Consider the following 13,674-nt stretch of genomic DNA (forward strand, 5'->3'; position numbering starts at 1 on the left):
GTGCGGGGTCGTTGGGCGCGGCAGGGGCCGGACCTGGAATTCAGAGCAGGCCGGAGGCGCGCATGGCAGCCTCGACCACGGGTTCGTTGCCAAGGGTCAGGCGGGTCATCGGCAGGCGCATGGCATCGTTGCACAGGCCCAGGCGCTTCATGGCCCATTTGACCGGGATCGGGTTGGCTTCGACGAACAGCTGCTTGTGGATCGGCAGCAGTTGCATCTGGATAGTCATCGCGCGCTTGACGTCACCGGCAATCGCCGCGACGCACAGCTCGTGCATCAGACGCGGCGCGATGTTGGCGCTGACGCTGACGTTGCCCTGGCCGCCCATCAGCATCAGGCCGACGGCGGTCGGGTCGTCGCCCGAGTAGACCGAGAACTCGGCCGGGGTTTCCTTGATCAGCCACTGCGCGCGCTCGAGGTTGCCGGTGGCTTCCTTGATGCCGAAGATGCCGGGCACCTGGGCCAGGCGCAGCACGGTGTCGTGCAGCATGTCGGCACCGGAGCGGCCCGGCACGTTGTAGAGCATGACCGGCAGGTCACCGCCGGTGGCCTCGGCGATGGCCTTGAAGTGCAGGTACTGGCCTTCCTGGGTCGGCTTGTTGTAGTAGGGCACGACCTGCAGCTGGCAGTCGGCGCCGACCTTCTGCGCGAACTTGGCGAGCTCGATCGCCTCGGCGGTCGAATTGGCACCGCAACCGGCCAGGATCGGCACGCGCTTGGCGGCCTGCTCGACGGCAACTCGGATGATCTCGCAATGTTCCTCGACATTGACGGTGGGCGATTCGCCGGTGGTGCCGACCACACCGATGCAGTCCGTGCCTTCGGCGACATGCCAGTCGATCAGCTTGCGCAGCGCAGCGTAATCGACGCTGCCGTCTTCGTGCATGGGAGTGACCAGGGCGACGATGCTGCCGGTGATGGGTTTCATGGCGGAGTCTCTAGAGATATTGAAGTCGATCCACATTCTACCCAGCGCCGTGCAGGGCATAACGCGCGGGAGCGTTGGCTTTGTCACCAGGCGTGACCGGCAGCGCGGCATTGACGGCCGCGATGCGCTGGACATAGCGCTCTGGATGGTTCAGGAAGCCGTCCTCGTAGGCCACGACGCGCAGTCCGGTGCAGAGTCGCAGCAGTTCGCCGGGTTGCAGCAGGAACTCGGGCCGGGCCGGCCGCCCGACGCTGGCGTTGCCGTCGGCAAAGGTTTCGTAGAGCAGCAGGCCGCCCGGCGCCAGGCTGGCCAGGATCTGGGGCCAGAGCGGGCGCCAGAGGTAGTTGGTCACGACCACGGCCTCGAACTCGCGTCCGGCCAACGGCCAGGGGGCATTCTCAAGATCGGCGCTCAGCGTGCGGACCCAGGGTGCGAGGTCGGCCAGGCCGGCCAGCGCCTCGGCATCGCGGTCGACCGCGGTCACCTGGTGGCCCTGGCGCATCAGCCAACGGCTGTGGCGCCCGTGACCGCAGGCCAGGTCGAGCACGCGCGCGCCGCCGGGCCGGTCCGGGATCAGGTGGCCCCAGCGCCGGACCCAGTCGGAGGGCGCTTGTGTGTGGTGCTCGATGGTCATGTGGCAGATTCTAGAGACAGGACCAGGCCAGATCGGCCAGGTCGCGCATGAAGTCGGGTCGCAGATAGAGCGAGAACACGCCCAGCAGCCCCAGCAGGCTGGCGCACCAGAGCAGCAGGCGTTGCCAGGATTTCATGGCGCGCTGGCGGCGACGCGTTGCGGCGCACGCTGGATCGCGGTCTCGCGCACCGGCAGGCTGACGGCGGTGGCGAACAGGCCCAGGCCGATCGAGATCAGCCAGACCAGGTCGTAGTTGCCGTTGCGGTCGTACAGCAGTCCGCCGAGCCAGACGCCGCAGAAGCTGCCGACCTGGTGGCTGCAGAAGACGAAGCCGCTGAGCATCGAGAAATGGCGCACGCCGAAGATCTGCGCCACGATGGCATTGGTCGGCGGCACGGTCGACAGCCAGAGCAGGCCCATGACCGCCGCGAAGAGGTAGACGCTCCAGGGTGTCAGCGGCGCCAGCAGGAACAGCGTGATCGCGACCGAACGCGTGCCGTAGATGATCGCGAGCAGGTAGCGCTTGGGCCAGCGCTGGCCCAGCAGGCCGACGCCGTAGCTGCCAAATACGTTGAACAGGCCGATCAGTGCCAGCGCGGTGCTGGCGACCTGGGGCGCCAGGCCCTGGTCCTTGAGGTAGCTCGGCAGGTGCACGCCGATGAAGACGACCTGGAAGCCGCAGACGAAATAGCCGGCCATCAGCAGGCGAAAGCTCGGGTAGGCCATCGCCTCGCGCATGGCCTGCCAGATGCCTTGCTGTGCGGTTGTCGCACCCGTTGCTGCGGCAGGCGTGGCCGGCTCGCGCAGCAGCAGCGCCAGCGGCGCGATCAGCAGCGTCGATGCGCCCAACACCAGCAGCGCCTGCTGCCAGCCAAAGCTGCTGATCAGCCAGCCCTCGGTCGGCACCAGCAGGAACTGGCCGAAGCTGCCGGCCGCTCCGGTCACGCCCATGGCCCAGGAGCGCTTTTCCGGCGCAATCTGGCGTCCGATGATGCCGTAGAGCACGCCATAGGTGCTGGCGGCCTGCGCCGCGCCGATCACGACTCCGGTGCTGAGCGTGAAGGCCAGCGGCGACTCCGACAGCGCCATGCCGCACAGGCCCAGCGTCCACAGCAGCGCGCCGCCGAGCAGCACGCGCCAGCCCCCCCAGCGGTCTGCCAGCATGCCGGCGCCGATGCCGAACAGCCCCCAGCTGAGGTTTTGCACCGCGATCGCGCGCGAGAAGGCCTCTCGCGTCCAGTCCTGGTCCTGCGTGATCGGCTGCATCCAGAGTCCGAAGCCATGCCGGATGCCCATGGCGAGCGTGAGGATCAGGCTGCTGCAGATCAGCAGTTGCAACAGGGGAAGGCGGTGGGCGGCTGGGTTCATGGGTTGGGCGAAACTATTTTCGTTAGTGGAAATACTAATTGCTATTTTTGCAATGTAAGTTAAGCTGGTTTGACTTATTTTTTAACAGATTTATGATCAAAGTAGCAAATTTTAAGGTGGCGACCCGTCTCGGGGCGGGTTTTGCGTTGGTTCTTGCGTTCTTGCTGATAATGGCATTGTCGGCTAGTTTCCTGATCAAGCATGTGCATGAAAATGGGCGCTACTATTTCGATAACGTCGTGCCTTCGCTGGACAATGTGGCACAGGTGCGTGGCGCTATGGAAAACATCCGCCGCGCCGAGGCCAACCATATCCTGAGCAATTCCGAGCAGGACATGGCTGACCTCGAGCAGCGCATTGCCCGCGATCGCGAGCACATCCACAGTACCCTGGCAGCCTATGAGAAGCTGGTCTCGGACGACGAGGACAAGCGACGCTGGCTCAAGGTCCAGGCCGACGTGGCGACGTATCTGGCGCTCTGGGAGCAGATCCTGGTGCTGTCACACCAGACAGTCACCGATCCGAGCGCGCTCGAAAAGGCCCGCAGCTTGTTTGCAAACGATGGCAGAACGGCCTTTGAAGCCGCATTGCTCAGTCTGGAAGCGATGTGGACCTACAACGAGACCCTGGGCCAGGAAAAGATCGAGGAAGCTGATGGCACCTACGATACCGCCAACATCGCCTTGAGCGGCTTGGCGATCGTGGCGGTGGCGCTGGGCGGCGCGGCGGCGCTGCTGATCGCCCGTTCGGTGACGCGACCGCTGGCCCAGGCGCAGAGCGCCGTGAGCCGTCTGGCCGAGGGCGATCTGACCGTCACGTTGCACGCCGATGGCAAGGACGAGATCGCGCAACTGGTCCAGGCACTGTCGCAGATGAAGGAGAATCTGGCTCGCACCGTCGCCAATGTGCGCCAGAATGCCGAAAGCGTCGCGAGCGTCAGCGAGCAGATCGCGCATGGCAATGCCGACATGAGCCAGCGCACCGAGGAACAGGCCAGTGCGCTGGAGCAAACCTCGGCCTCGATGGAGGAGCTTGGCAGCACCGCGAGCCAGAATGCCGACAATGTCCAGCAGGCCAATCAGCTCGCGCTGGGAGCGTCGAACGTGGCGGCCCAGGGGGGCTCGGTGGTCAACCAGGTGGTTGAAACCATGAAGGGCATCAACGAGGCGTCGACCAGGATCGCCAACATCATCAACGTGATCGACGGCATCGCGTTCCAGACCAACATCCTGGCGCTTAACGCGGCGGTCGAGGCCGCACGCGCGGGTGAGCAGGGCCGTGGCTTTGCCGTGGTGGCGACCGAAGTGCGCAGTCTCGCGCAGCGCAGCGCCGAGGCGGCCAAGGAAATCAAGGGCCTGATCACGACCAGCGTCGAGCGCGTCGAGCGCGGTACGGTGCTGGTCGATCAGGCCGGCAACACGATGAGCGAGGTCGTCATCGCGATCAAGCGCGTGACCGACCTGATGAAGGAGGTCAATGTCTCCAGCAATGAGCAGAGCGCCAATGTGGCGCAGGTCAGCGGTGCGGTGATCCAGATGGACCACATGACCCAGCAAAACGCCGCGCTGGTCGAGGAAAGCGCGGCGGCGGCCGAGAGTCTCAAGCAGCAGGCGCACGAACTGGTGCAAGCCGTCGCGGTGTTCAAGCTGGCGCATCGCGGCTAGGCGTGCAGGCGCACCGGTCGTGCGTGCGCCGGCTTCTTGCCTGCCACGCAGCGGGTAGCGCTGGCCTGGAGATCGAGCGTGGGGACGAGTGGTGCCGAGGCGCGCTGCCTGGGGCCGGCAGCCGCTGGACGCGAGGGAAATCCGGTCCGTTCGGATCAAGCGGGATGTTCGCTCTCTACAATCGCGCCCCATCATGGCAGACAAACCGAACTCGACGAATTCCGCTGGTAACGCCTATGCCGAGGGCTCGATCCGCGTGCTCAAGGGCCTGGAGCCCGTCAAGCAGCGCCCCGGCATGTATACCCGCACCGACAACCCGCTGCACATCGTGCAGGAGGTGCTCGACAACGCGGCCGACGAGGCGCTGGCCGGCTACGGCAAGAAGATCAAGGTCACCTTGCACGATGACGGTTCGGTCGCGATCGAGGACGACGGGCGCGGCATCCCGCACGGCATCCACCCGGAAGAGGGGGCATCGGTGCTCGAGCTCGTCTTCACGCGGCTGCACGCGGGCGGCAAGTTCGACAAGGGCTCGGGTGGGGCCTACAGCTTCTCGGGCGGCCTGCACGGCGTGGGCGTCAGCGTGACCAATGCGCTGTCGAACCGGCTCGAGGTCAGCAGCCACCGCGACGGCCATCTGGCGCGGCTGGTGTTTGCCGGTGGCGACGTGGTCGAGCCGCTGAGCCGGCGCCCGCTTGAGCCCGGCGAGCGCAAGCAGGGCACGACCGTGCGCGCCTGGCCCGACCCCAAGTATTTCGAGTCCGCCGCCTTGCCGCTGGCCGATCTGGTGCAGCTGTTGCGCTCGAAGGCGGTGCTGATGCCGGGGGTCTCGGTCACGCTGGTCAACGAGAAGACCCGTGACAGTCAGACCTGGCAGTACAAGGGCGGCCTGCGCGACTACCTGCTGCAGACCCTGCATGGCGAGCCGGTGATTCCGCTGTTCGAGGGCGAGGGCCATGCCGATGCCGGCCACGAGAGCTTTGCCGAGGGCGAGGGCGCGGCCTGGGCCGTTGCCTTCACCGAGGACGGCGCACCGGTGCGCGAGAGCTATGTCAACCTGATCCCGACCCCGTCCGGCGGCACCCACGACAGCGGCCTGCGTGACGGCCTGTTCCAGGCGGTGAAAAGCTTCATCGAGCTGCATGCCTTGCTGCCCAAGGGCGTCAAGCTGATGCCTGAGGATGTATTCGCGCGCGCCAGTTATGTGCTGAGCGCCAAGGTGCTCGATCCGCAGTTCCAGGGCCAGATCAAGGAAAAGCTCAATTCGCGCGATGCGCTGCGGCTGGTCTCGGGCTATGTGCGCCCGGCGCTCGAACTGTGGCTGAACCAGCATGTCGATTACGGCAAGAAGCTGGCCGAGCTTGCGATCAAGGCCGCGCAAACGCGCCAGCGCGCCGGCCAGAAGGTCGAGAAGAGGAAGGGCAGCGGCGTGGCCGTGCTGCCGGGCAAGCTGACCGACTGCGAGAGCCGGGATCTGGCGCACAACGAGCTGTTCCTGGTCGAGGGCGATTCGGCCGGCGGCAGCGCCAAGATGGGCCGCAACAAGGAGACCCAGGCCGTGTTGCCGCTGCGCGGCAAGGTGCTCAACACCTGGGAGGTCGAGCGCGACCGGCTGTTCGCCAACACCGAGATCCACGACATCGCGGTCGCGATCGGCGTCGATCCGCATGGTCCGCTCGACGCGCCCGACCTGAGCGGGTTGCGCTATGGCAAGGTCTGCATCCTGTCGGACGCCGACGTCGACGGCTCGCATATTCAGGTGCTGCTGTTGACGCTGTTCTTCCGCCATTTCCCCAAGCTGGTCGAGGCTGGTCATGTCTACGTGGCGCGCCCGCCGCTGTTCCGGGTCGATGTGCCCGCGCGCGGCAAGAAGCCGGCGACCAAGGCCTATGCGCTCGACGAGGGCGAGCTGAGCGCGATCCTGGACAAATGCGCCAAGGATGGCGTGGCGCGCGACAAATGCCAGATCAGCCGCTTCAAGGGCCTGGGCGAGATGAATGCCGAGCAGCTCTGGGATACGACGCTGAACCCCGACACGCGCCGTCTGTTGCCGGTACAGCTCGGGGGCCTGAGCTTTGCCGCGACCGAGGGCATCATCACCCAGCTGATGGGCAAGGGCGAGGCGGCGGCGCGGCGCGAGCTGATGGAGCTGCACGGCGACGAGGTCGAGATCGACGTCTGATATTTTCTAGCGCTTCTGCTGTTGCTGTGCTGGCGTTGCGGCGTGAGTCGGACCGGCGGCCACCTCATGCTGGGGTACCAGAAATCGGCGTCCGCCGGTCCGACTCACGCCGCAGGGTTACGGGTCGGCGTTGACGGCAGGGCAGACAATCCAATCGAATCGTTGGAAATATCGGTATCAGCCAGTCTGACTCGTGTCTCATGATGATGGCGGCAGCCTGCTTCCCTCGCTGAAGGCGTAGCAGCTGGCCGGTCGACAGCTCATGGAGCCCGTCCTTGGCTCGGTTCTTGATCACGCCGCGTAAACGTAGCAGTTGTTGGCCAGTCGACAGCCCATGGAGCCGGTGGCAGGGCGGGCGGACGCCGATTTCTGGTACTCCAGCATGAGGTGGCCGCCCGCCCTGCCACCGGCTCCTACCCAAACCCATGCGACATGGGTAGAGCAGGTTCGGTTCTGCAGCCTCAGAGCTCGAGTTGCGCGCGCAGCTGCTCGAGCCGCTTGATTCCTATGCCCTTGGCACGCAGCAGGTCGTCGAGCGAGCTGTACGGCCGGTGCGCGACGATCGACGCGGCGACCTTGTCGCTGATGCCCTTGAGTGAGCTGATCCTGGCGGCGCTGGCGCGGTTGATCGAGACCCGCTGGGCGCTGGCCTCGGCTTTGGCCGATGGGCTCGGTACGCTCTGCGCCGGTTCGCTGTCGACTGCAGTGGCGGCGACAGCAACTGCCTGGGCCGGCGCTGCTGTTGCCACTTCCACTTCCACTGCTACTGCTACTGCTACTGCTACTGCTACTGGCACCGACTCTTGTGCTGGCTCTGCTGCCGGTACTGGCTCGAGCTCTTGTACTGGTGCTACTGGTGCTGCCAGGGCCGGCTGCTCCAGCAGGCGGTAGTCGCGCGTGACATAGCCGGCGCTGGTCCATTCGCGCAGCATCAGCGTGAGCTCGCGGTCTGCGGGCCAGGGCGCTGCGTGCACGACAAAGCGGTTGCGCTCCAGGCTGGCCTGGCCGTCGAGGCAGCCGATCACCAGGCTGGCCACCGGTGTGCCGGACCAGCTGGTGCCCGCGTAGGGAGCGTCGAGCGCCCAGAGTTCGAGCGCCAGCGTGCCGCTGAGGTTGCCGGCGGCACGCGGGTTCCTGATCGACTCGACTTCGATCGTCATTTCCTCGCCGCTCGATTGGCAGCTCACCGCCCCGAGCAGGCGCGGCTGGGCGAAGCTTTGCAGCAGCCCGAAGGTCTGCTGGTCGTGCAGCTCGGCGTAGTCGCCCGGCTGGCCCGAGACCAGCTTGAGGCTCATGCGATGGAAGTCGTCGCCGGCCGGCGGCTGCGCGGCGGCGATGCCGCTGACCCTGAGCAGGCCCTGCGCATCGGCCTCTAGCTGTCCGAGCGGCAATTCGGCGACCTTGACGGTCTCATCGGCCCAGAGCTGCAGCGCCCATTGGCCCTGGGTTGGCCAGCCGCAGGGGCCGGCGATATCGGCCTGCAGTTCGACCTGATCGGCATCGAACCGATAGCCCAGATTGCCGCAGAAAGTCGTGCGTGGCATGGAAATGAGGTCTGACATAGCGGGGGGTTGGCAATGGAGGGATAGTCATGGGCGCAGCAATATCCGCGCCAGATTCCAATCCTGTCAGATCCTGATGAATGGATCGTGTCAGAGCCGGGACAGCAATTCGGCCTTCTTGCTGCCGTATTCCTGATCGCTCAGCAGGCCGCGCTGGTGCAATTCGGACAGCCGCTCGATCAAGGTAAAGATATCGCTTGCGGTCGCGATCGGCGGCGCGGAGGTCGGCAGCGGGACGCCGAAGCCGCTGGTAATCTGCGGTTGCGGTTGCGGTTGCGGTTGCTGTGCTGGCACTGGCACTGGCACCGCCTGTGCCTGGCCGTCGATGCTGAGCACTGGCAGGCGACTGATGTCGATCAGGCCGTACTGGCTGTTGAAGCTCAGCGAGCCGCCGTAGCCCTGCTGCTGCGAGACGCCACCGATCTGGTGATCCAGCGTGTCGTAGATCGTGACCTGGCCGTTGACCTCGATCGCGAGCCGGTGCGCCTGCGAGAAATAGGCATAGCGCACGCCGTTCTGCGCACCGCTGCTGTCGGGCCAGCGCAGCTCCGGCCCCCACCAGTCCGGTCCCGCCGGCACGAACAGGCTGGCGCCTTCCTGGCCTTGCGGCTGCGAGCTGGCGCGCTGGATCAGGTCGGATTGACTCGCGACCAGCGCGGCCAGGTCGGCGCACAGGTTGTCGACCCTGCCCTTGAGGTAGTTGTTGAACATGTCGGACAGCATGGTCATGCCGCCTGACATCCACTGGCCCGAGCCGCCGAATTCGGGGTGGCTGAATTGCGCCATGCTGCCGTTGCCGTTGATGACTGCGTCGAGCATGGTTGTCACGGCCTCGACGCTGAAGCCGTGGCGCTGTGCAATCTGGCTGACGGCCTGCTGGCCGGAGGGGGTGAGGGGTCGCATCGTCTGAATCCTGTGGCCCTGAAAGGCAATGGGTTTTGATTGTCTTTGGCAGCGGAGAATTCCACTGACTGGATGGGATAAATGTAATCCAGTCGCGTGAAGCAGGGTTTTTCCTGATTTTCGCGCGGGCATTTTCGAGGCCTATTTCAATTGCGCACAATGGCGGTGCATCAATGCACGAAAACGGGCATTGATGGGTCAATTTAGGGCTTTCCGATTTCGCGGGAACGCTTGTGGCAGCCGCGTGGTCGTCGCCGCGGTGCGGGGCCTGGGTCCGAGACGCTACGATAGCGACCCCATGACCGAAGAAATCCTCGACCTCAAGCCCGCCACGGGCGACCCCGACAGCCTGGCGGCCTACGCCCAGCGCGCCTACCTCGAGTACGCGCTCAGCGTGGTCAAGGGGCGTGCACTGCCCGATGTCTGCGACGGCCAGAAGCCGGTCCAGCGCCGCATCCTGTACGCGATGCAGCGCATGGGCCTGGGCTATGGCGGCGCCAACAACAACACCCCGGCCAAGCCGGTCAAGAGCGCCCGCGTGGTCGGTGACGTGCTGGGCCGCTACCACCCGCATGGCGACACGGCCGCCTACGACGCCTTGGTGCGCATGGCGCAGGACTTTGCGCTGCGCTACCCGCTGATCGACGGCCAGGGTAACTTCGGCTCCCGCGACGGTGATGGCGCTGCCGCGATGCGCTACACCGAAGCGCGCCTGTCCAGGATCACCGGCCTGCTGCTCGACGAGATCGACCTCGGCACGGTCGACTTCATTCCCAACTACGACGGCAGCACCCAGGAGCCGAAACAGCTGCCGGCGCGACTGCCGTTCTCGCTGCTCAACGGCGCCAGCGGTATCGCGGTCGGCATGGCGACCGAGATCCCGAGCCACAACCTGCGCGAGATCGCGACTGCCTGTGTCGCGCTGATCAAGAATCCGCAGCTCGACGAGGCCGAACTGTTCGCGCTGATCCCGGGCCCCGACTACCCCGGTGGCGGCCAGATCATCAGCAGCGCCGCCGACATCGCCGATGCCTACCGTGGCGGACGCGGCAGCCTCAAGGTGCGCGCGCGCTGGAAGATCGAGGACCTGGCGCGCGGCCAGTGGCAGCTGGTCGTGACCGAGCTGCCGCCCGGCGTCAGCAGCCAGAAGGTGCTCGAGGAGATCGAGGAGCTGACCAATCCCAAGGTCAAGGCCGGCAAGAAGGCGCTGACGCAGGAGCAGACCCAGCTCAAGGCCTCGCTGCTGGCGGTGCTTGACGGTGTGCGCGACGAATCGAGCAAGGACGCGGCGGTACGCCTGGTGTTCGAGCCCAAGAGCCGCACGGTCGAGCAGCAGGAGCTCAGCACCGCGTTGCTGGCGCACACCAGCCTCGAGACCTCGGCGTCGATCAACCTGACCCTGGTCGGGCTCGACGGCAAGCCGGTACAGAAGTCGCTGCGCCAGATGCTGGCCGAATGGGTCGAGTTCCGCCAGGCCACCATCACGCGCCGCACCCGGCACAAGCTGCAGAAGGTGCTCGAACGCATCCACATCCTTGAGGGCCGGCAGCTGGTGCTGCTCAACATCGACGAGGTGATCGCGATCATCCGCCACAGTGACGAGCCCAAGGCCGCGCTGATCGAGCGCTTCCATTTGAGCGAGCGCCAGGCTGACGACATTCTCGAGATCCGCCTGCGTCAGCTCGCGCGGCTGGAAGCGATCAAGATCGAGCAGGAACTGGCCGAGCTGCGCGCCGAGCAGGGCAAGCTGGAAGACATCCTGGCCAATCCAAACAGTTTGAAGCGGCTGATGATCAAGGAGGTCGAGGCCGATGCCAAGACCTTTGGCGACGAGCGCCGCACGCTGATCCAGGCCGAGAAGAAGGCGGTGGCCGAGATCAAGGTGGTCGATGAGCCGGTCACGGTGGTGGTCTCGAGCAAGGGCTGGGTGCGCGCGCGCACCGGACACGGCCACGAGGCCGGTGGCTTCGCCTTCAAGGCCGGTGACGGCCTGCATGGCACTTTCGAGTGCCGCACGGTCGACCAGTTGATCGTGTTCGGCAGCAACGGGCGCGTCTATTCGGTGCCGGTGGCCGGACTGCCGGGCGCGCGCGGTGACGGCCAGCCGATCACGACCCTGATCGAGCTCGAGGCCGGCACCCAGCCGCTGCATTACTTTGCTGGCGCTTCCGGCGCGACCCTGCTGCTCAGCGGCTCGGGCGGCTACGGCCTGCTGGCCCGGGTCGAGGACCTGGTCGCACGCAACAAGGGCGGCAAGGCCTTCATCACGCTGGCCGAGGGCGAGAGTCTGTGCACGCCCTCGCTGGTGCAGGGCGGTGGCGCGATGCGGCTGGCGGGCCAGGACGGCAGCGTGCTGGCACCCCTGCCGGGCGAGGGGGCATCAGCCGCTGCCAGCGGCGCGCTGGCGGCCAGCCACGTCTGCTGTGTCTCGCAGGCCGGTCGCATCCTGACCTTCGAGCTGGCCGAGCTCAAGCACCAGCCCAAGGGCGGGCGCGGGCTGCAGTTGCTGGCGCTGGAAGACAATGACAGCCTGGCGGGCGCGGCGGCCTATGTTCGCAGCGTGCGTATCGAGGGCGTGGGCCGTGGCGGCAAATTGCGCGACGAGACGCTCGAGATCCGCAGCCTGAACAACGCACGCGCACCGCGCGGTCGCAAGGGCAAGGACGCGACTTTCGGCTTCAAGCCGAACCGGCTGCTGCGCTGGGTCTGAGCCTGATAGAGCGCAAACCGGGTTTTGACAGCCCGTTTTGAGCCACCTATCATGTCCCGGTTGAGTGTCATTTCATTCAAAAAGGGGGCGATGATGCAGAAGCGGTTTATCTTGACGGCCTTGGGCAGCCTGAGCAGCCTGTGCTCGCTGGCCTCGGCCCAGGCGGTGATGCCGGTGTCGACAGGCAGCGAGCTACGGGCAATCATGCCGGTGTTCAGCCAGCTGCTGGCGTTCTCCTATCCCAAGGGCTTCGTGCCGGTTTTCGAGCAGGCAAAGAACGGCAGCTACATCCAGGAGTCCGTGCTCAAGGGCGAGAGCGTCCAGCGCTGGTCGCAGATGATCACGGTCACCGGTGCCAGGGGCCTGGCCTCGAATCCGGAGCAGAGCCCGTTGCGCTTCGCCAGCGAGCTGGCGGCTGGTTTTCGCGACGCTTGTCCCGACTCCTTTGCGGTCAAGGACCTCGGCGAGTTCAAGCTGGGCCGCCACGATGCCTTTTCCGCCGTCATCAGCTGCGGCTACGTGAACGGCCCGGCAGGCGCCCGCAGCGAATCCGCGCTCGTGATCGTCATCAAGGGCCGGCAGGACTACTACACCCTGCAGTGGGCCGAGCGCGGCCGGCCATCCCAGCAGCCCTTGTCGCTCGACGACGCCAAGTGGTCGGGGCGGCTGAAGCAGCTGGCACCGCTGGCCCTGTGCCCGATCGTGCCCGGCGAGGCCGCGCCTTATCCGAGTTGCAGCGCGGGTCCCAGCTGAGCCTGGGCTTGAGCCTTGGTCGGCCGACACCGGCCTGTGGCTTCAGGGCTTCTTGCGGTGGAACACGATCGGCTTGATGTCGGCACCCATCGGGTGCTGCGGCTGATGGCCGCAGCTGTGCGTGCTGGCCGAGAAAAAGCCCTTGAAGTCGCCCTTGCGCCATTTGTCGTACAGGCGCCAGCCCAGCAGGGCCAGCAGCAAGGCGGCGTAGAGCGCGACCTCGGCGAAGTCGTTCTTGCCCGCCTTCTTCAGGAAGAAATGCAGCACCGACAGGATGGCCACCAGATAGACCAGCCGGTGCAGGCGCTGCCATTTCGCCGCGCCCAGATGGCGTATCGCCTGGTTGAACGAGGTCGCGCCCAGCGGCAGCATGAAGACCAGCGCCAGCAGTCCGACCGTGATGACGGGGCGGGTCATGACATCGCGCAGGATCTCGCCGAGGTCGAGCGCCATCTCGAGCCAGGCATAGGCCGCGAAGTGCAGCAGGGCGTATACCAGCGACCAGACCCCCAGCATGCGGCGCCAGCGTGCCAGCGCCGGCAGGCCCAGTATCTTGCGCAAGGGAGTGACCGCCAGCGTGGCCAGCAGCAGGCGCAGCGACCATTCGCCGGTCTCGCTGATCAGCCGCTCGACCGGGTTGCTGCCGAGCTGGTCATGCTGGCCAGCCCAGAACAGTCCGATCAGGGGCAGGGCGCAGGCCAGTAGCGCAAGTGGCCGCAGCAGGTTGAGCAGTCGGGTGGCGATCATGGCGCCATTGTAGGCAGCCATGATCTTATCGTCGTGACTCGGGCGTTTGCCCCTGCTGTTACCAGCTGCTTTCGCGTTCGGGCGTGGCGCGGATGCGGTGGATGCTGAGGTCGGCGCCTTCGTATTCCTCTTCCTGGCTCAGGCGCAGTCCGATGACGGCCTTGAGCGTGCCGTAGACGAGCAGGCCACCCAGCAGCGCCCAGCCCACGCCCAGGGCGGTGCC

The 13,674-nt window shown here is 66.1% G+C and carries 11 protein-coding genes and 1 pseudogene; 4 read left to right on the forward strand and 8 right to left on the reverse strand.

Features of this window, described 5'->3' with window-relative positions; all coding sequences use genetic code 11:
* Positions 1-40: 40 nt before the first annotated feature.
* The 4 genes from dapA to C6P61_RS08520 are packed head-to-tail and all read right to left on the reverse strand — an operon-like array spanning position 41 to position 2,930.
* Positions 41-964, reverse strand: coding sequence for a 4-hydroxy-tetrahydrodipicolinate synthase (dapA, locus tag C6P61_RS08510; protein ID WP_371417012.1), 924 nt, complete (start codon positions 962-964; stop codon positions 41-43).
* 1 nt (position 965) lies between these two features.
* On the reverse strand, positions 966-1,562 hold the full coding sequence (locus C6P61_RS08515; RefSeq protein WP_105729505.1) for a class I SAM-dependent methyltransferase: 597 nt from the start codon (positions 1,560-1,562) through the stop codon (positions 966-968).
* 10 nt (positions 1,563-1,572) lie between these two features.
* Positions 1,573-1,698, reverse strand: a complete 126-nt coding sequence (locus C6P61_RS18280; RefSeq protein WP_272918706.1) for a hypothetical protein — start codon at positions 1,696-1,698, stop codon at positions 1,573-1,575.
* Positions 1,695-2,930 carry an MFS transporter gene (locus tag C6P61_RS08520; RefSeq protein ID WP_105729506.1) on the reverse strand — a complete coding sequence of 412 codons (1,236 nt, stop codon included), beginning with the start codon at positions 2,928-2,930 and terminating at the stop codon, positions 1,695-1,697. The genes C6P61_RS18280 and C6P61_RS08520 overlap by 4 nt, the downstream gene beginning before the upstream one ends.
* A gap of 92 nt (positions 2,931-3,022) precedes the next feature.
* On the opposite strand from C6P61_RS08520, the gene C6P61_RS08525 reads away from it, so the two are divergent.
* Both C6P61_RS08525 and C6P61_RS08530 read left to right on the forward strand, forming a co-directional pair.
* Complete coding sequence (locus C6P61_RS08525) at positions 3,023-4,594, forward strand: methyl-accepting chemotaxis protein (RefSeq protein ID WP_105729507.1); 1,572 nt, start codon at positions 3,023-3,025, stop codon at positions 4,592-4,594.
* A gap of 193 nt (positions 4,595-4,787) precedes the next feature.
* Positions 4,788-6,776, forward strand: coding sequence for a DNA topoisomerase IV subunit B (locus C6P61_RS08530; protein WP_105729508.1), 1,989 nt, complete (start codon positions 4,788-4,790; stop codon positions 6,774-6,776).
* Between the two features lie 461 nt (positions 6,777-7,237).
* Here C6P61_RS08530 and C6P61_RS08535 read toward each other — a convergent pair whose 3' ends face one another.
* The gene (locus C6P61_RS08535; protein ID WP_146115006.1) at positions 7,238-8,320 is read right to left on the reverse strand and encodes a ComEA family DNA-binding protein; all 1,083 of its coding nucleotides are present in this window, start codon (positions 8,318-8,320) and stop codon (positions 7,238-7,240) included.
* A 108-nt stretch (positions 8,321-8,428) separates the two neighbouring features.
* Positions 8,429-9,241 carry an SHOCT domain-containing protein gene (locus C6P61_RS08540; protein ID WP_105729510.1) on the reverse strand — a complete coding sequence of 271 codons (813 nt, stop codon included), beginning with the start codon at positions 9,239-9,241 and terminating at the stop codon, positions 8,429-8,431.
* 298 nt (positions 9,242-9,539) lie between these two features.
* On the opposite strand from C6P61_RS08540, the gene parC reads away from it, so the two are divergent.
* Both parC and C6P61_RS08550 read left to right on the forward strand, forming a co-directional pair.
* The gene (gene parC / locus C6P61_RS08545) at positions 9,540-11,951 is read left to right on the forward strand and encodes a DNA topoisomerase IV subunit A (protein ID WP_105729514.1); all 2,412 of its coding nucleotides are present in this window, start codon (positions 9,540-9,542) and stop codon (positions 11,949-11,951) included.
* Between the two features lie 93 nt (positions 11,952-12,044).
* Positions 12,045-12,704 carry a hypothetical protein gene (locus tag C6P61_RS08550; protein WP_105729515.1) on the forward strand — a complete coding sequence of 220 codons (660 nt, stop codon included), beginning with the start codon at positions 12,045-12,047 and terminating at the stop codon, positions 12,702-12,704.
* Between the two features lie 42 nt (positions 12,705-12,746).
* Here C6P61_RS08550 and C6P61_RS08555 read toward each other — a convergent pair whose 3' ends face one another.
* Positions 12,747-13,472: a protein-methionine-sulfoxide reductase heme-binding subunit MsrQ gene (locus tag C6P61_RS08555; protein ID WP_237490979.1), complete on the reverse strand. Its 726-nt coding sequence runs from the start codon at positions 13,470-13,472 to the stop codon at positions 12,747-12,749.
* Positions 13,473-13,509: 37 nt separating this feature from the next.
* Positions 13,510-13,674 (reverse strand): annotated as a pseudogene (locus C6P61_RS18165) (ammonium transporter); the annotation flags it as partial.

It is taken from the genome of Malikia spinosa (assembly GCF_002980625.1).
GTDB classification, from domain to species: Bacteria; Pseudomonadota; Gammaproteobacteria; order Burkholderiales; family Burkholderiaceae_C; genus Malikia; species Malikia spinosa.

What these genes read in the sequence shown, in the direction of transcription:
- C6P61_RS08525 (WP_105729507.1), top strand. Translation starts at nt 3,023, where the DNA reads ATGATCAAAGTAGCAAATTTTAAGGTGGCGACCCGTCTCGGGGCGGGT.
- C6P61_RS08530 (WP_105729508.1), top strand. Translation starts at nt 4,788, where the DNA reads ATGGCAGACAAACCGAACTCGACGAATTCCGCTGGTAACGCCTATGCC.
- C6P61_RS08515 (WP_105729505.1), bottom strand. Translation starts at nt 1,562, where the DNA reads ATGACCATCGAGCACCACACACAAGCGCCCTCCGACTGGGTCCGGCGC.
- dapA (WP_371417012.1), bottom strand. Translation starts at nt 964, where the DNA reads ATGTGGATCGACTTCAATATCTCTAGAGACTCCGCCATGAAACCCATC.
- C6P61_RS08520 (WP_105729506.1), bottom strand. Translation starts at nt 2,930, where the DNA reads ATGAACCCAGCCGCCCACCGCCTTCCCCTGTTGCAACTGCTGATCTGC.
- C6P61_RS08535 (WP_146115006.1), bottom strand. Translation starts at nt 8,320, where the DNA reads ATGCCACGCACGACTTTCTGCGGCAATCTGGGCTATCGGTTCGATGCC.
- C6P61_RS18280 (WP_272918706.1), bottom strand. Translation starts at nt 1,698, where the DNA reads ATGAAATCCTGGCAACGCCTGCTGCTCTGGTGCGCCAGCCTGCTGGGG.
- C6P61_RS08540 (WP_105729510.1), bottom strand. Translation starts at nt 9,241, where the DNA reads ATGCGACCCCTCACCCCCTCCGGCCAGCAGGCCGTCAGCCAGATTGCA.
- C6P61_RS08550 (WP_105729515.1), top strand. Translation starts at nt 12,045, where the DNA reads ATGCAGAAGCGGTTTATCTTGACGGCCTTGGGCAGCCTGAGCAGCCTG.
- C6P61_RS08555 (WP_237490979.1), bottom strand. Translation starts at nt 13,472, where the DNA reads ATGGCTGCCTACAATGGCGCCATGATCGCCACCCGACTGCTCAACCTG.
- parC (WP_105729514.1), top strand. Translation starts at nt 9,540, where the DNA reads ATGACCGAAGAAATCCTCGACCTCAAGCCCGCCACGGGCGACCCCGAC.